We start from the raw sequence: 14,384 nt of genomic DNA on the forward strand, positions 1-14,384 counted from the left end.
CCTGGTGCGCGACTTCTACGCCAAGGCGACACCCATTCACTACAGCCTTGAGGCGAAAAACGCACTAGTGCTCAAAGCCCAGGACACTATCCAAGGCAGTCGCATCGAGTGGGACGCCGGGTGGACGGACATCGCCCAGGCCTTCCTGACCATCAAACGCGGCGCCACCAACAGCGGCCAGATCACCTACAGCGCTTCGCGCACCGACGCCACCGGCCATGCCGACATTGCCTGGGCGGTGATGCACGCCCTGGCCAACGAACCTTTGAACACCAACAAGCGGCGTCGTAGCCGCTACGTCACGAGTAACCAAACCAGCCATGGCCAACCGCAAACGCAGAAAGCAACACGTAGCCCAACCAACGCAGCAACCGATGCGCTCGTTTACGTTCGGGGAGCCGGAACAGGTGCTGTCCGGCAACATCGGCGAGTACGTGGGCGTGTTCCCCAGCGACGACGGCAAGATCTACAAACCTCCGGTGTCACGGGCTGGTCTGGCCAAGCTGCTGCGCGCCAACGCGCACCACGGCGCCATTCCAAAATTCAAACGCAACCTGCTGTTGCGTGAATTCATCCCGTCGGCAGGCTGCAGCACCGAGACAATGGGGCGCGCCGGGCTGGACTACATGGTGTTTGGCGAATCGTATTTCTACAACGACACCAATGCATTCGGCCAGGTGCTGGAGTTGCAGCACCTTCCGGCTATCAACATGCGGGTAAAGGTCGACGGCGGTTTCGTGATGCTGCTGCCAGACAACAAGGAAATGGAGTTCGAGCAACATGAGATCTCCCACATCATGGACTACGACGTGGAACAGAACATCTACGGGATCCCGGACTACTTGGGCGGTCTGCAGGCGCTGCTGCTCAATGAGGCGGCCACCCTCTTCCGCCGTAGGTACTACAGCAACGGCGCGCACGCCGGTTACATCTTCTACACCAACGATCCTGATCTGACCGAGGAGGACGAAGACGAGCTGCGCGCACAGATCAGTGCCAGCAAAGGCGTGGGCAACTTCCGCTCGATGTTCGTCAACATCCCCAACGGCAAAGAAAACGCGATCCAGATCATCCCCGTGGGTGACTTCCAAGCTAAAGACGAACTGGAGAAGGTGAAGAACATCACCCGAAACGACGTTATCGCCGCCTGGCGCATGAACCCGGCACTGGCCGGCATCATCCCGGAAAACACCGGTGGTTTCGGAGACATCGAAAAGATCGATCGCGTGTACACAAGCAACGAAATCCGACCGATCTGCCAGTTGTTCAACCAGCTTAATGACAAGCTGCGAGAAGACAGGCGCTTTAGCTGGAAACCTATTCCAGACGCAGTGGATACCACTACATGAACAACCAAGCGGAGAGAAAGCCACTACAAAATATGGCAATATGGTGGCGATCAGCTGCCCCTGGGGAGGGACACAATGAGAGTTGTATGCAATTGCGGACACAAGGGTCGGATTGCCTCGCGGGAAGAGGTAACCAGAGCCTTTGTAAAACTGTACTGCCAGTGCCTCGACGCAAAGTGCGGGCACACATGGGTGGCAAATCTGACGTTCTCGCACACGCTCAGTCCGTCATCGCAGACATTCGAGCGGATGTTGATCGATCGCTTCCGGGAAATGCCCCGAGCGAAGCAGCGGGAGCTTTTCGAGCAGTTGGGATCGCAGGCGGTGGCGTAGCTACAAACCGCCAACGCTATAGCGCCGGCGATCGGGATCATTCAAGGAATGACGTTCAGCCCTCTACTTTCTCCTTTGGGTTGATTGCCAGTATCTCGGCCACGCGACGAACCTGTTGCTGTTCAATGCGGCTCAGCCGGCGATACAGATCGATCAGTCGACGCTCAATGTCCGTGAGTACGGTAGTTTCCGACCCGGCGTGTTCGAGGTTGATGTGATCGTTCTTCTTGCGATCCAACATGCTAACTACTCCATAAAGTGCATTGCTGAATGGACTTTATGGGGGGTGCGCAACTGCATTGGAATAAGAGATACCCCAATCACTGTGCGGGATTGTTGCGAGTTAAGACCGGTGCCTGGCGACGTCGTCGGCCATCGCTTCAAGGATGCGGCGAATAGCCTTTTGGTCATCCTCTGGAATGCTTCGGAACTGATTCACCAGACAGTCTTCGACTTCCGTCAGTGCTTCATTCGCCAACGTCTTTCGCGATCCGTGAACGATATACGCAACGTCAAAATCGAGCAGGGAGTTAGCAAGGCTCAGGTAGGACGCAGGCGCATCACTCGCACCCGATTCGTAGTTACCTTGGGTACGTTTAGACACGCCAAGTTTTTCAGCCAGTTGATCTTGAGTCAGGCCAGCACCGGCGCGAAGTTCCCGCAGCCTGGCGCCGATCTCTTCAGAAAGAGTCAATATTTTTCCACCCGCATATTTACATTGGCAGTTTTTTGCCACATCCTGCGCTCGTCATCACACGAAAACGCAGAGATTTGCACTATGCCGAACACAAGCATCACCGAGCAAGCCCGCAAAAAAGCCCGTGAAGCGCTGGAGAAGCGCGGTCAGTCAGCGAAAGATTTTGCTGCTATGCACAACCTGAGTCCCAGCACCGTTTATGCGGTGCTGAGTGGACAGAGCCAATGTCGCCGTGGGGAGGCACACCGAGCCGCCGTTTTATTAGGCGTCAAACAAGGTGTGATCGAACAGTAATGGCATGGGCCAACAGGGAAAAGTAGAAGTTGAAAAGTCCAATCCTAGACACCCGCAAAGAAGTTATGAGCGAGATCATTCGCAGTTACGCTGGCGGACGCGAAGCCGCTGCTGCGCGCTTGGGTCTGAAGCTCAAAAAATTCGACAACCATGCCTACGAAAATGCTGGTTGCAGTCCCCTCAGCGACTTACAAGTTTTCATGCTCGAGCAGGACTGTGGAACTCAGCACTTTCCCACTTACGTCGCCTCGATGTATGGGGGCCTGTTCGTACCGGTGGCCGATCCTGAAACGCTCGACAATGTCGAACTCTACAAACGCTCCGTGCAGGTTTCTGCAAAGCGAGGGTGTGTTGATCAAGCAATTGCCGCCGCTCTTGAAGACGGTTCGATCAGTGATGAAGAAGCCGAATTCATCATGGACGCGCATAACCTCCACGTAGCAGCAAGGCACGCAGAAGTGCTGGCTGCCATCGCTCTCTACCGCGCAGGAAAAGCTCAATGAACAATTTGTCTGCAGTACCGGAATACCAGGATGTCCTGCAGAGCGCCGCGCTGGCGTTTCTTGAGCGTCACCACTGCGAACACCTGAGCGACGATCAGCAACTGTTCAGCCGGGCTGTTCAACACCTGGTTGCAGACTACGACGTGCAAACGCAGGTCGCTGAAAAGATCGTTCACCTGGCAGGCACCACTATGGTCGCCGTTCGCGATCGGCAACGCCTGAACGTCCAGAGCAGCACGTCGACGCACACCGTGATCGTTGATCCGGTCACCGGCAGACAGTGGGCCGTACCGGTCAGCCTCATCTATGAGCGAATCATCAACGCGCCGGACCTTGGCCGCTTTCGCTTAGCCAACTCGTAACACCACCCCTCAAACAAACGCCTACCCCGCACTCCGTGGGTTTGGGTGAGCTGCGCCCGAAATCGAGGTTTCAAGATGGGAAACGCCGTAATTCTGACCACCCAGCTGCCACCTGCAGAGGCCGAAGCACTTCTGGCTGCGATGCGTGAGCAGTACCGCTTGAGCCTCAACGACTACTGGTACGCGGATGAATACCGGTATGTCCCGCAAGAAAAACGGCACAGCTCGATCCTCGAAAGAACTCCGGTGATGGCCGCCCAGAAACGCCTGATGGCCGCCCTCTCCCTCAGCCTCAAAGCAGTGAAGTAATCATGAAAGAAGATCTCCGCCACGACGTGTTGCAACGCCTCCAGTTCGATTTCGGACTGAAGCACCGCGTAGGCACCGATTACATGCGCGGTGGCACCTGCCCCAAGTGCAAGAAAAAGGAGCTGTATTCCCGATTCGATACACCATGGATGGTGATCTGTGGTCGCCCGGAAAAGTGCGGCCATACCCTGCACGTAAAAGAGCTGTACGACGATCTGTTTGAGGACTGGAGCAAGCGTGCGCCGGCGACGGACCAGCACCCTAACGCCACTGCACGGGCTTATCTGGAGTACGCCCGGGGCTTTCGATTTGAACTGATCCAGGGCTGGTTCACGCAGGAAAGCTTCTACTCGCCCGACCACAACGCCGGCAGCGCTACCGTGCGTTTCGCCCTGGAAAAAGGCGGCTGGTGGGAACGACTGATCGATCAGCCGCACCGTTTCGGCAAGATGAAGGCGCGCTTCAAATCCAAGGACAGCTATCGAGGCGTCTGGTGGTGCCCCCCTTGCGTCGACCTGCTCGAGGTCAAGGAAATCTGGATTGTCGAAGGGATCTTTGACGCCATCGCACTGGTGCACAACGACATCGCGGCCGTATCGGCCATGTCGTCCAACGCGTTCCCTGGGGACTCGCTTAAGGCGCTGATCAAAACCCGCGAAAGCGGCAAGCTGCCTAAATTGGTCTGGGCGCTGGACAACGAACCGAGCGCCAACGCCTATACCCGGCGCTGGGTCCGCGAAGCCCGTGCCCTCGGTTTCGTCTGCGAGTCAGCACAGATCCCGCAACGTGACGGCCGCAAGTCTGATTGGAACGACTTGCACCAGCGCTGGAATTTTATTCAGGACGACACCAAGCGCGCCGAACAGATCGCAACGGACCTCAAACAGGCCCGGCACCAGGGCGCCCTGCTGCTGGCAGAAAGCGCAGCGGAAAAAGCCCTGCTCATGTACGACTGGAACAAGCGCGGGGAATTTCACTTGGGTTTTGGCAACCGTCTGTACTGGTTCAAGCTGGACATGGAGAAATTCAACCGGGCCATGACCGACATCGAGGACAGCGAGAACCACGACGACCAGCTGCTCAACCAGGCGCAACAGCGCGAGAAGGCGCTGCAGCAGTCCGGTAGCGTCGTGGAGATTGCCAACTGCTACCCGCAAGCCTTGTACTTTCAGCGCAACGAAGTCACCGACGAGTCCTGGTATTACCTACGCGTGGACTTCCCCCACGACTCCGAAAGTGTGAAAAACACTTTCACCAGCGGCCAGCTGTCCGCCGCCAGTGAATTCAAAAAGCGCCTACTCGGCATGGCCGCCGGCGCCATGTTCACGGGCAGCGGCCAGCAGCTCGACAAGCTGATGAAGGACCAGCTGTTCGGCATCAAAACCGTGTCGACCATTGACTACGTGGGCTACAGCAAGGAATACGCCTGCTACGTGTATGGCGATATCGCAATCAAGGACGGCACCACCTACAAGGTCAACAGCGAAGACTATTTCGAGTTCGGCAAGCTGCGCCTGAAAACCCTGCAGAAAGGCGTCCCGATCAAGCTGCAGCGGGACGGCAAAGACTTCAACGAGCAATGGGTGCGGTTGCTGTGGACCTGCTTCGGCGCCCAGGGCTTTGTCGCGCTGGTGTTCTTTTTCGGCTCTCTGTTCTGCGAGCAGATCCGCGCGCGTTACCAGTCCTTCCCGTTTCTGGAAGCCACCGGTGAAGCCGGTGCCGGCAAAACCACCCTGCTCAACCTGCTGTGGAAACTGCTCGGACGCGAAGGTTATGAAGGCTTCGACCCGATGAAGTCGACCAAGGCGGGTCGCTCGCGCCTGATGGGCCAAGTCTCCGGCATGCCGGTGGTGTTCCTCGAGGCCGATCGCCACAGCGATGATCGGGCACACGCGAAGACCTTCGAATGGGACGAGCTGAAAGACTTCTACGGCGGCGGCACGCTGGCCACCAAAGGCGTCAAGACGGCAGGCAACGAGACGTACGAACCGCCCTTTCGCGGAACGATCGCCATCAGCCAGAACGCCGCCGTGGTGGCTCACGAAGCGATCATGACGCGCATCGTCAAACTGCACTTTGTGCGCCCGACCGTCACCCCGGAAAGCCGTGCGGCCGCTGACCAGTTGAACGCACTGGATGGCGGCGCCCTCAGCCACTTTCTGTTGCGCGCCGTGGGCAAGGAGTCCGCAGTGCTCGATCTGTTCGGCCAGCGCATGCCCGAACACGAAGCCAAGCTGCGTCGCTTGCACACGCATTGTTTTGCCTGCGGTACGGCCTATGTCAGCGACCAGGGTAACTGCAGCAGTTGCGGTTATGACCTGCGCGGCTACATCCGCGTAGAGCGGATCAGCAAGAACCACGCACAACTGCTCTCGCTGCTGGACGCGCTGCGCCTGGTGCTGAAATTGAGTGATCCGCAAGTCGCGGCCACGCAACGGCAAATCGTTCGTATGGCGATCGAGCGCCAAGCCTCGATCAGTTCCGACCACCCGGCCGTCGCCGAATTCTGGGAGGTCTACGACTACCTCGAATCCTTGAGTGAGGACCCTGTAGTCGACCACAGCAGTGATCCGGCCGTGATCGCCATCAACCTCAACGAATTCTGCGAGCGCGCCGCCGAACACAAACAGAAGCTGGCCGACGTGGCCACGTTGCGCGACCTGCTCAAAGAGTCGCGATCGCGCAAATTCCTCGACAGCAACAAGGCCGTGCACAGCGCCGTACGCGCCGCCTTCAACCACCGCAACCCTGTTTCACAACCCCGGCCGACCACCGTCAAGTGCTGGACATTCAAGGCGTAAAGGAGAGCAACACCGATGCAGATTCAAGTGTTTATGGGCAATGCCGGCAACGGCCAAACCAACAAGCTCCAATCGGTACAAAGCCGTCTGGAATTCACCGGACAAAGCGCGCCGATCATTCAGGCCGGTGCGTACGGCGAGGAAGGTTTGCTGCAGATTCTGGAAGTGCGGGCAGCCGCTGGCCAGCGCGAAATCCTCGTGGACGACTGCAGCAGGCAACAGATCTTGCGGGTACTGGAATGGCAATCATGTGTTGAGCATGAGCCGGATTTTGTCGACCTGGTGATCCATCTGGCACGAAAGGACTGATCTTAAAAAACAGTGCCGAGGAGTTGCAGCTCCTCGACACCCGACCACTTACGAGGACCATACCATGCAAGCACAGAACCCCAGCAGCAGCGGCACGAAGGCTACCACACCGGCGCGGCACCTGGTGGCGACCGCGATCATCGGCGCCGCCGTCATCGGCTACCTGGTGCATAAAACCCCTGAAGCCCGAACGCGCCTGGAAAGCCTCAGCCAGATGGCCAGCACCCTGGGCGATCTGAGCGAAACGGATGTCGCCGTGATCAGCCAACTGCTGGCCACCCCGGCCACTCGGGGAGCGTCCCGCCATGACCAATGACCCTGCCGCAACACCGGTGCGCCGCTTTCCCTGGAACATGGATCACACCAGCGTGTGCGACCAGTGTGGCAAGTGGCGCGCCCAGGGCAGTCACCAGGCCTGCAGCCGGCGGCGTCAGCTGTTGAATGCCCACCTGCGCCGGCACAAGCCCAAACCATAAGCCGCGTCCACCAGAAGACGCGCTTGCAGATACTTGGCCCGGAAACGGGCCTTTTTGTTTCCGATCGTCAGACTGTCGAAATACGAGTACAGCGTTAGGGGTTTACATGAGTGGGGTCGAAGCTCGCGGCAAGTCCGTGAGAATCTATTTTCAATACAAAGGGGAGAAGTGCCGGGAAACGGTCCCGGGCAGCAACACACCGGCTACCGTGGCCCAGGCCAAGCGCCTGGCCGACATCATTGAATACGAGATCCAGACCGGCACTTTCGATTACGCCCGGCACTTTCCGAACTCGCCCAGGCTGGTGGAAAACACCTTTGGTCATTACCTGGATCTGTGGTTGAAGATCAAGGCCAACAGCGTCGCGGCCTCCAGCTACCGAGGTTACGCCAACAAGGCCGAAGTGCATGTGCGGCCACGCTGGGGCAAGGTGCAGATCAACCAGATCGATCACCTTGACCTGCAGGTGTGGATTCAGGACACGCTGTCGAAGACCCTGAAGAACAAGACCATCCGCGACATCATCAGCAACGTGCGCCAGGTGTTTCGCTTGTACCGCACGCGGATGAAGGTCGCGCACGACCCGACCGAAGGGTTGATGGTGCGCCTACCCGATCCGGAAGCCCCGGACCCGTTCACCCGCGCGGAAATCAAACAGATCCTAGACACCCCCACAAGCCGCACGCATGAACTGCTGATGGTGCAGTTCATGTTATGGGCAGGCCCACGGGTGTCGGAGACGATCGCCCTGGCCTGGGAGGATGTCGACCTGGCGCAAGGCACGGTGACCTTTCGCCGGTCCAAGGTACGCGGCGCCTACCGGGTAACGAAAACCCGCCGATCGACGCGCCGAGTGCGCCTGCTGGCACCCGCCTGGGACGCCCTGCAGAAGATCGATGCGTTGACCCGCAAACGCAAAGCGGAAACTGTGGAGGTGGTCGAGCGGGACAACAAGACGGTGCGGCAACACAAGCTGCACTTTGTGTTCCTGAACACTAAAAGCGGCCTGCCGCACGCCAATGATTTTGTGGTGCGCGATCGTTTCTTCAAGGCGCACTTGCTGGCGGCCGGCGTTCGCTATCGGGGACCCGGGCAGTGCCGGCACACCTACGCCAGTCAGTTGCTGACCACCGGGGTGGCCTCGATCGATTGGATCGCCGAACAGATGGGCCATACCAACGGCAACATGATCCGCCAGCACTACGGGACGTGGATCAATGAAGACGGACCGGACGTGGTGGGCATGCTGCAGTTGGCCTTGAAGCTGTCACCGGTTACAGCTCTACACTGAATCCACTCAGCCCGACGCTGTCGGCAAAACGCCCCACCGCGGTGAGGCTGGCCCAGGTGCGCAGCGACTCACGCCGCGAGCGCACCGGCACCCAGCGTGCGCCGCTACCGCCCAGGCGAATCGACAGGCCCCAGTCGGGGCCACCGTCGATCCTGGCCACCAGGCATTCGCGCACGGCGTGTTGGTCGACCAGGGCGCGCAATACTTCTTCGTGAATGCCTTCGCCGATCACTGTGCGTGCTCCAGGCGCCGCGCCGTGGCGGCCGCCTCGAAGGTCTTATACAAGCCTTCGATACTGGCCGCGTTCAGCACCTTGACCGTCTCCAGGCCCAGTACAAAACCGTCGGCGCGATCACTGGCGCGAAACAGATCGTTCGCCGTGTGCGCCAGCTCGATTTGGTGCAGCAGTTTCAGGGTTTGCACCTCCACCGCGTTCGGCAGGTGCAGTGCCGCTAAGGCATCGCTCATGCTCACTCCCATTTCCAGCCATTGGCGTTGACGTTTGCCGACGGCTCAGGCGTCAGCTCGAATTGCCCGATCTTGATCAGCAGCCAACCGCCGCCGGGCTCATTACAGCCATCGATCAATTGCCCTTGCAGCATGTGCCCATCAGGCAAAATTACCCGCAGCAGGTTGGCCGCCTTGGGTCCTTGTAAATACTGCTGCAGTTCAATACGGGCGCGTCCAGTGCCGGCATCGCTCAAGCGCACGGGACATTCGAGCGTGGTCCGCTCGATCGGACTCTGCCCCAGATAACGGGTGATCACCACCACGGTGGCTAGGCCCTCATAAACTTCAGACATGCACGGGTGTTCCCTGTTCGAGTAAAGGTCGATGCCGGCATCAACCAGACAGCCAAGCAATGGTAGACCAGAGCCGGGGGGACTGGTTGCCACGCTGCCAAAAAAAGGCCCCCACACCGGGGTCAGGTGTGGGGGCTGATTGAACATAGGCTGGAATTCAATGTACCGGTCGTAGAAGGACGCTATCGGCCAAAAGCAGCCATTCCCGCACCGTTTGTGGTCGATGACTTTTCCCTTCGCGGATGCACATAGCATCTCCGGAGTACAGTCAGAAATTGACGGTCCACGCTTCTGCTAAGCTCGTGACCATACCGTTTCAAAGAGATGACCAAATGTCATTCGTAGACAAGTTTGTTGCTGAAATATTGTCTCTGCAGGTTGCGCTGTATCATTCGCGTGCTCGATTGGAAGCGCGGACTGATAGCGAAGCTTTGCACGATCTCCGGATCGCAGTGAGGCGTATAAGGAGTTTGCTCCGGCCGATGCGCACCATGAGCGAGGTGGCGGCGCTGAACATTGCGGCAGCAGAGGTGGGAAGGATAACTACACCCACTCGCGATCTGGGAGTGATGATTCAGGAACTGGAGAGCAGGGGCTTTCTCGCCGAAGCTCAGCTCAGAAAAGCGCGCTTGGCATCTAATTATTCCAAGATACTAAAAAGCCCTCATCTCAATAACTTGTTCATTCAATTGGACGAGTGGCCTACTATTTTTCGTTCAGTTGAAATCCACGGCGGTTTGAAGCATGTCCAGCCTCAAATTGAAAAAGCGTTAAAAAAGCAGATCAACCGATTGCATGCTGCTGTGGACGACGCTGGATTTGATCGACATGAGTTGAGAATTCTGGTCAAGCGGACTCGCTACCTGACCGAGGCTTTTCCAAAACTGTCACCGCTTTCGGGTAAAGCGGCGAGTTCTCTAAAAGCGCTGCAATCGGCTTTAGGCTCTTGGCATGATCATTATCAATGGTGCCAAAAGGCGCTTATTGAATCTGACCTGCGCCCGTTGGAAAAGCTCTGGCAGAGCTGCGCAGCAACCGCGCTGGAGAAGGCTGAGACTCAATTGCTGGACTTAGCAAAGCAGCTGCCAAAATCATCGAAAAAAGCAGCCTAAAGTGGCAGAGGAAGAAGTAACAGTTACCAGTGACGTGAACCTCCTGGATTCATAGACGCTCCCGAAATAACTGCTGTTGGCCGGAAGCAGCCCTTTACGACAGTCTGCAATCGGCCAATAGCTGCCAGTCGCATGCGTCTGAAAAAGCAGCGGCGCATCACTCTTTCCACATTTAATTTTCTTCGCTGTGCATCTAATGAATGGGTTGACCCGTATGTCCTCTTGAGGGCTTGAGTGCGATGAGTATTCGAGATCATCAAACGACGCAGAGCGATTAGCGGTCAGGTATTTCATGATCAGAACCGTCGTCTCTGCCAAGGACAGCTACGATCATGATACGACCACAGTTAGGTACTGCCATGAACGCCACGGATGACGCTCATTTTTTGGACCGCCTATTGCGCGGGGAACAAGAAGCATATCGTGATTTGGTGTGCACGCATCAAGCAGCAATGAAGGCCGTAGCTTATGGAATCGTGGGGCGGAACCATGCAGACGAAGTAGTGCAAGAGGCATGGCTTGCGATTGTGAGAGGTATAGGGAAATTTCAGAGACGATCCAGCTTAAAAACCTGGATGCTTGCGATTACGTCCAATGCGGCGAAGTGCCGATACAAAGCTCGGCGAAGTGAGTCGAATTGTATTCCATGTACCTCCTGGATCGAGGGAGGGGGCGTTTTATTTGTAGATGATCATTCCTACACACCGTCCGTGCTATCGCATGACGATAGCCCTGAAGCGCTTCTGAGCGAATCCGAGCTATATGCTCGCATCAACATTGCTCTTGAGGCGCTACCGGAGTTGCAGAGAAGCGTATTGATATTAAGAGAGCGCACTGGATTGGATCTAGATGAAATTTCTACGCTTCTCGGAATATCGCAGACTAACGTAAGAGTGCTTTTGCACCGAGCTCGTTTAAAGGTTTTTTCTGCAATTGCGGAGTACCAGTCCGCTGTTGATATGTGAGCGTTACGAGGTGTTTTCCAATGGTCTGGATGGCAGCAGTCGACAAATGATGTTGAGAGGTCGAGCACGCAGAGCAGCTGATCTGCAGAGTGATCATTGTCTTCTGTGAGATGCGCCTGTCTGGGGTTGAAAATCAGGTGCGCGCGGCATTTGATGCCGATCAAACAGTTGGAGTAGGTGATAAATGCATACCCAGGTACGCGGCACATCTGGAGCTAGCTTTCACACACAGATGTGCCAGATTCGTTGCTGGCCCATACCCATACCCACTGAGTCTCCCCTATTTCCTCGATGCTCCGACTGGCTTCTATAAGCCGATTACAGACATCACGGCGAGTCGCTAAAACTGCCTTAGCCGCGTAATCGCAGCCGTAATTCCCTTTGCATTTGTGTCCAAGGTCTTCATGGCCACAAGTGCATTCTCTGCAACAGTTCCTGCGCCATTTTCCGAAAGCCATTTTGTGACCTCCTCGATTGCCGCCGCTAGCGCGTGTTGGTTGTGCAATAGCAATGTCAGAGCATCTGCTGTAACGATGTTGGAGTCTGAGTCGTGTGGCATTGAAGTCTTCCTTGGATATAGGTTCGACAAAGCCTAGCCCACCACATGGCAGGCGAAGGTCATCTGCTAATTAGGTGGCGTCTATTTACGCACCAGAACAGTGCGCCAGTCCCATCTCAGTCCCATATGGCCTTTTTTCGCATGCCAAAAACCACAAACCCCCGACTTTCTCTAGGAAAATCAGGGGTTTGCGTTTACTGAATGTGGCGGTGAAGGAGAGATTCGAACTCTCGATACAGTTTCCTGTATACACACTTTCCAGGCGTGCTCCTTAAGCCACTCGGACACTTCACCGTATCTCTTCAAACATGTTCTGTCTGTCGAGGCGCGCTAATGTAGTCGAAAGCTTTTGCGATGGCAAACTTTTTTTCAGAATTTTCATGCGGTTAAGAGAAAAAGTCGTTTCGCTGCCTGTCGGGCCATGGCAAACCTGCCAATCTTCGGTGGAGGTGACCCTTCTATATAGAAGCAGAATGCCTCGCCACGCTGGCTGCGCCGGGAAACGGTGACTGGCGGGTCAGTCACGGCGCTTTACCTAGCCTGCGGCGGTGGGTAACGTCTGCCCATCTTTCTTACAAGGAATAGCGTCATGAGTGAGTTGATTTCTTACCACCTCGAAGACGGTATCGCGACCCTGACCTTGAGCAATGGCAAGGTCAATGCCATTTCCCCGGACGTGATTGCGGCATTCAACGCGGCGCTGGATCAGGCAGTGACTGATCGTGCCATCGTGATCATTACCGGCCAGCCTGGGATTCTGTCTGGCGGCTACGATCTGAAGGTGATGACCGCCGGCCCTAAAGAAGCTGTGGCGCTGGTCACCGCCGGTTCGACGTTGGCGCGTCGCTTGCTCTCTCACCCGTTCCCGGTCATCGTCGCTTGTCCGGGTCATGCTGTGGCGAAAGGCGCTTTCATTCTGCTGTCTGCCGACTACCGCATCGGTGTCGACGGCCCGTTCAGCATCGGTCTGAACGAAGTGCAGATCGGCATGACCATGCATCACGCGGGTATCGAGCTGGCGCGTGATCGTCTGCGTCGTTCCGCGTTCCACCGCTCGGTGATCAACGGCGAGATGTTCGATCCGCAAAGTGCGGTGGATGCCGGTTTCCTCGACAAAGTGGTTTCCGCCGAGGAGTTGCAAGGTGCCGCCCTCGCCGCTGCGCGTCAGCTGAAGAAGATCAATATGCTCGCGCACAAAAACACCAAGTTGAAAGTGCGCAAGGCGCTGCTCGAAACTCTGGATAACGCGATCATCCAGGACCAAGAGCATCTCGGCTAACCCAGGCGCATGCAATACAGAAAAGCCCGACCAGCGTGTCGGGCTTTTTCTTGCACGCTCGGTTGAAAATGCCATGGCGGCTCTAGGACGGGTCTGACAAGCCATTCTGAAACATGCGCTTAAACATCGGCTATCTCCGCACTCTATAGCGGCAATTGCCGAAAACAGTGCACATCCGTACACTGCGCCACCTTTTGTCCCGGTGGGGCCTGAAAATGCTGTTCGTGTTTCGTATGTTATTGATGGGCCTGCACTTTATTCTGGCAGGCGTACTCGGGGTGATCCTCGGGATCTGCCGCCCGTTCAATCCGGACAACAGCCGTCTGTGCGCCCGCCTCTACGCATTGCCAGCCATGTGCATTTTGCGCCTGCGGGTGAAAACGGACGTCAGCGGCTTGATGAACAAGCCTGACAGCTGCGTGATCATCGCCAACCATCAGTCCAACTACGATCTGTTTGTGTTCGGCAACGTTGTGCCCCGCCGTACCGTGTGCATCGGCAAGAAAAGCCTGAAGTGGGTGCCGTTGTTCGGGCAGTTGTTCTGGCTCGCCGGCAATGTGCTGATCGATCGCGGCAATGCGCACAAGGCGCGCCAATCGATGCTGACCACCACCAACACCCTGCAGAACGAAGACACTTCGATTTGGGTATTCCCGGAAGGTACACGCAACCTCGGCGAAGAATTGCTGCCGTTCAAGAAAGGTGCGTTCCAGATGGCGATTGCTGCCGGCGTGCCGATCGTCCCGGTGTGCGTCAGCAGCTACGTCAAGCACATGCGCCTGAATCGCTGGCGCAGCGGGAAAATTCTCATACGCTCGCTACCGGCGATTCCTACAGCCGGACTGACCATGGACGACATGCCCATGCTCATCAATCAATGCCGTGAGCAGATGCGCGAGTGCATCGATTCGATGGATCGACAGCTACAAGCCGCGTGAAAAG

At 56.8% G+C, this 14,384-nt stretch carries 21 protein-coding genes, 1 tRNA gene and 1 pseudogene; 16 read left to right on the top strand and 7 right to left on the bottom strand.

Features of this window, described 5'->3' with window-relative positions:
• The 3 genes and pseudogenes from L8H52_RS29065 to L8H52_RS29075 all read left to right on the top strand — a co-directional run.
• Positions 1-568: pseudogene (locus tag L8H52_RS29065) on the top strand (terminase); the annotation flags it as partial.
• Positions 480-1,349 carry a phage portal protein gene (locus L8H52_RS29070; RefSeq protein WP_242209979.1) on the top strand — a complete coding sequence of 290 codons (870 nt, stop codon included), beginning with the start codon at positions 480-482 and terminating at the stop codon, positions 1,347-1,349. The pseudogene L8H52_RS29065 and the gene L8H52_RS29070, both read left to right, overlap by 89 nt.
• Before the next feature lie 75 nt (positions 1,350-1,424).
• Complete coding sequence (locus L8H52_RS29075) at positions 1,425-1,682, top strand: ogr/Delta-like zinc finger family protein (protein WP_242209947.1); 258 nt, start codon at positions 1,425-1,427, stop codon at positions 1,680-1,682.
• Between the two features lie 55 nt (positions 1,683-1,737).
• On the opposite strand, the gene L8H52_RS29080 is transcribed toward L8H52_RS29075, so the two are convergent.
• Entirely contained in the window at positions 1,738-1,923 is a 186-nt protein-coding gene (locus L8H52_RS29080) for a hypothetical protein (RefSeq protein WP_220556597.1), read from the bottom strand.
• Positions 1,924-2,025: 102 nt separating this feature from the next.
• A complete protein-coding gene (locus L8H52_RS29085; RefSeq protein WP_242209948.1) occupies positions 2,026-2,376 on the bottom strand; it encodes a helix-turn-helix transcriptional regulator in 351 nt (116 codons plus the stop codon).
• 84 nt (positions 2,377-2,460) lie between these two features.
• Here L8H52_RS29085 and L8H52_RS29090 point away from each other — a divergent pair, with 84 nt between their 5' ends.
• The 9 genes from L8H52_RS29090 to L8H52_RS29130 all read left to right on the top strand — a co-directional run bounded on the left by L8H52_RS29090 (position 2,461) and on the right by L8H52_RS29130 (position 8,724).
• Entirely contained in the window at positions 2,461-2,673 is a 213-nt protein-coding gene (locus L8H52_RS29090) for a DNA-binding protein (protein ID WP_130929244.1), read from the top strand.
• A gap of 29 nt (positions 2,674-2,702) precedes the next feature.
• Positions 2,703-3,176 carry a YmfL family putative regulatory protein gene (locus L8H52_RS29095; RefSeq protein WP_220556598.1) on the top strand — a complete coding sequence of 158 codons (474 nt, stop codon included), beginning with the start codon at positions 2,703-2,705 and terminating at the stop codon, positions 3,174-3,176.
• Positions 3,173-3,538 carry a hypothetical protein gene (locus L8H52_RS29100; protein WP_180699817.1) on the top strand — a complete coding sequence of 122 codons (366 nt, stop codon included), beginning with the start codon at positions 3,173-3,175 and terminating at the stop codon, positions 3,536-3,538. The genes L8H52_RS29095 and L8H52_RS29100 overlap by 4 nt, the downstream gene beginning before the upstream one ends.
• Before the next feature lie 75 nt (positions 3,539-3,613).
• Positions 3,614-3,847: a hypothetical protein gene (locus L8H52_RS29105; RefSeq protein ID WP_064392761.1), complete on the top strand. Its 234-nt coding sequence runs from the start codon at positions 3,614-3,616 to the stop codon at positions 3,845-3,847.
• A 2-nt stretch (positions 3,848-3,849) separates the two neighbouring features.
• The gene (locus L8H52_RS29110) at positions 3,850-6,648 is read left to right on the top strand and encodes a toprim domain-containing protein (RefSeq protein ID WP_242209950.1); all 2,799 of its coding nucleotides are present in this window, start codon (positions 3,850-3,852) and stop codon (positions 6,646-6,648) included.
• 15 nt (positions 6,649-6,663) lie between these two features.
• The gene (locus L8H52_RS29115; RefSeq protein WP_242209951.1) at positions 6,664-6,957 is read left to right on the top strand and encodes a hypothetical protein; all 294 of its coding nucleotides are present in this window, start codon (positions 6,664-6,666) and stop codon (positions 6,955-6,957) included.
• A gap of 64 nt (positions 6,958-7,021) precedes the next feature.
• Positions 7,022-7,273: a hypothetical protein gene (locus L8H52_RS29120; protein WP_180699815.1), complete on the top strand. Its 252-nt coding sequence runs from the start codon at positions 7,022-7,024 to the stop codon at positions 7,271-7,273.
• A complete protein-coding gene (locus tag L8H52_RS29125) occupies positions 7,263-7,433 on the top strand; it encodes a hypothetical protein (protein WP_242209953.1) in 171 nt (56 codons plus the stop codon). Before L8H52_RS29120 ends, L8H52_RS29125 begins: the two co-directional genes overlap by 11 nt.
• A 106-nt stretch (positions 7,434-7,539) precedes the next feature.
• Positions 7,540-8,724, top strand: a complete 1,185-nt coding sequence (locus L8H52_RS29130; RefSeq protein WP_242209955.1) for a DUF3596 domain-containing protein — start codon at positions 7,540-7,542, stop codon at positions 8,722-8,724.
• Here L8H52_RS29130 and L8H52_RS29135 read toward each other — a convergent pair.
• From L8H52_RS29135 to L8H52_RS29145, 3 genes are read right to left on the bottom strand one after another with little or no spacing between them, the layout of a single operon-like run.
• Positions 8,708-8,956 carry a hypothetical protein gene (locus tag L8H52_RS29135; protein ID WP_158830622.1) on the bottom strand — a complete coding sequence of 83 codons (249 nt, stop codon included), beginning with the start codon at positions 8,954-8,956 and terminating at the stop codon, positions 8,708-8,710. The genes L8H52_RS29130 and L8H52_RS29135 overlap by 17 nt on opposite strands.
• Positions 8,953-9,192, bottom strand: coding sequence for a hypothetical protein (locus tag L8H52_RS29140; RefSeq protein WP_242209956.1), 240 nt, complete (start codon positions 9,190-9,192; stop codon positions 8,953-8,955). Before L8H52_RS29140 ends, L8H52_RS29135 begins: the two co-directional genes overlap by 4 nt.
• A 2-nt stretch (positions 9,193-9,194) precedes the next feature.
• Positions 9,195-9,527 (bottom strand): hypothetical protein, encoded by a 333-nt coding sequence (locus tag L8H52_RS29145; protein ID WP_242209957.1) that lies wholly within the window; start codon positions 9,525-9,527, stop codon positions 9,195-9,197.
• Positions 9,528-9,859: 332 nt separating this feature from the next.
• Between L8H52_RS29145 and L8H52_RS29150 the strand changes: the two genes are divergently transcribed.
• Together L8H52_RS29150 and L8H52_RS29155 are read left to right on the top strand one after the other, a co-directional pair.
• Positions 9,860-10,639: a CHAD domain-containing protein gene (locus L8H52_RS29150; protein WP_242209959.1), complete on the top strand. Its 780-nt coding sequence runs from the start codon at positions 9,860-9,862 to the stop codon at positions 10,637-10,639.
• Between the two features lie 359 nt (positions 10,640-10,998).
• Entirely contained in the window at positions 10,999-11,604 is a 606-nt protein-coding gene (locus L8H52_RS29155; protein WP_242209961.1) for an RNA polymerase sigma factor, read from the top strand.
• Between the two features lie 340 nt (positions 11,605-11,944).
• Here L8H52_RS29155 and L8H52_RS29160 read toward each other — a convergent pair whose 3' ends face one another.
• Positions 11,945-12,163 (bottom strand): hypothetical protein, encoded by a 219-nt coding sequence (locus L8H52_RS29160; RefSeq protein WP_242209963.1) that lies wholly within the window; start codon positions 12,161-12,163, stop codon positions 11,945-11,947.
• 204 nt (positions 12,164-12,367) lie between these two features.
• Positions 12,368-12,457: transfer RNA gene (locus L8H52_RS29165), tRNA-Ser, on the bottom strand.
• A gap of 295 nt (positions 12,458-12,752) precedes the next feature.
• Here L8H52_RS29165 and L8H52_RS29170 point away from each other — a divergent pair.
• Together L8H52_RS29170 and L8H52_RS29175 are read left to right on the top strand one after the other, a co-directional pair.
• The gene (locus tag L8H52_RS29170) at positions 12,753-13,442 is read left to right on the top strand and encodes a crotonase/enoyl-CoA hydratase family protein (RefSeq protein WP_016985527.1); all 690 of its coding nucleotides are present in this window, start codon (positions 12,753-12,755) and stop codon (positions 13,440-13,442) included.
• A 215-nt stretch (positions 13,443-13,657) separates the two neighbouring features.
• A complete protein-coding gene (locus L8H52_RS29175) occupies positions 13,658-14,380 on the top strand; it encodes a 1-acylglycerol-3-phosphate O-acyltransferase (RefSeq protein WP_242209964.1) in 723 nt (240 codons plus the stop codon).
• Positions 14,381-14,384: the final 4 nt, after the last annotated feature.

Origin of the sequence: Pseudomonas sp. CROZ-RG-20F-R04-15 (genome assembly GCF_022662375.1) — a bacterium.
GTDB lineage: Bacteria > Pseudomonadota > Gammaproteobacteria > Pseudomonadales > Pseudomonadaceae > Aquipseudomonas.

Bases quoted from the DNA above. Each gene is read 5' to 3' on its own strand.
- L8H52_RS29145 (WP_242209957.1), bottom strand. From the start codon at position 9,527: ATGTCTGAAGTTTATGAGGGCCTAGCCACCGTGGTGGTGATCACCCGT.
- L8H52_RS29125 (WP_242209953.1), top strand. From the start codon at position 7,263: ATGACCAATGACCCTGCCGCAACACCGGTGCGCCGCTTTCCCTGGAAC.
- L8H52_RS29130 (WP_242209955.1), top strand. From the start codon at position 7,540: ATGAGTGGGGTCGAAGCTCGCGGCAAGTCCGTGAGAATCTATTTTCAA.
- L8H52_RS29120 (WP_180699815.1), top strand. From the start codon at position 7,022: ATGCAAGCACAGAACCCCAGCAGCAGCGGCACGAAGGCTACCACACCG.
- L8H52_RS29110 (WP_242209950.1), top strand. From the start codon at position 3,850: ATGAAAGAAGATCTCCGCCACGACGTGTTGCAACGCCTCCAGTTCGAT.
- L8H52_RS29175 (WP_242209964.1), top strand. From the start codon at position 13,658: ATGCTGTTCGTGTTTCGTATGTTATTGATGGGCCTGCACTTTATTCTG.
- L8H52_RS29155 (WP_242209961.1), top strand. From the start codon at position 10,999: ATGAACGCCACGGATGACGCTCATTTTTTGGACCGCCTATTGCGCGGG.
- L8H52_RS29170 (WP_016985527.1), top strand. From the start codon at position 12,753: ATGAGTGAGTTGATTTCTTACCACCTCGAAGACGGTATCGCGACCCTG.
- L8H52_RS29075 (WP_242209947.1), top strand. From the start codon at position 1,425: ATGAGAGTTGTATGCAATTGCGGACACAAGGGTCGGATTGCCTCGCGG.
- L8H52_RS29100 (WP_180699817.1), top strand. From the start codon at position 3,173: ATGAACAATTTGTCTGCAGTACCGGAATACCAGGATGTCCTGCAGAGC.
- L8H52_RS29080 (WP_220556597.1), bottom strand. From the start codon at position 1,923: ATGTTGGATCGCAAGAAGAACGATCACATCAACCTCGAACACGCCGGG.
- L8H52_RS29160 (WP_242209963.1), bottom strand. From the start codon at position 12,163: ATGCCACACGACTCAGACTCCAACATCGTTACAGCAGATGCTCTGACA.
- L8H52_RS29115 (WP_242209951.1), top strand. From the start codon at position 6,664: ATGCAGATTCAAGTGTTTATGGGCAATGCCGGCAACGGCCAAACCAAC.
- L8H52_RS29140 (WP_242209956.1), bottom strand. From the start codon at position 9,192: ATGAGCGATGCCTTAGCGGCACTGCACCTGCCGAACGCGGTGGAGGTG.
- L8H52_RS29150 (WP_242209959.1), top strand. From the start codon at position 9,860: ATGTCATTCGTAGACAAGTTTGTTGCTGAAATATTGTCTCTGCAGGTT.
- L8H52_RS29090 (WP_130929244.1), top strand. From the start codon at position 2,461: ATGCCGAACACAAGCATCACCGAGCAAGCCCGCAAAAAAGCCCGTGAA.
- L8H52_RS29105 (WP_064392761.1), top strand. From the start codon at position 3,614: ATGGGAAACGCCGTAATTCTGACCACCCAGCTGCCACCTGCAGAGGCC.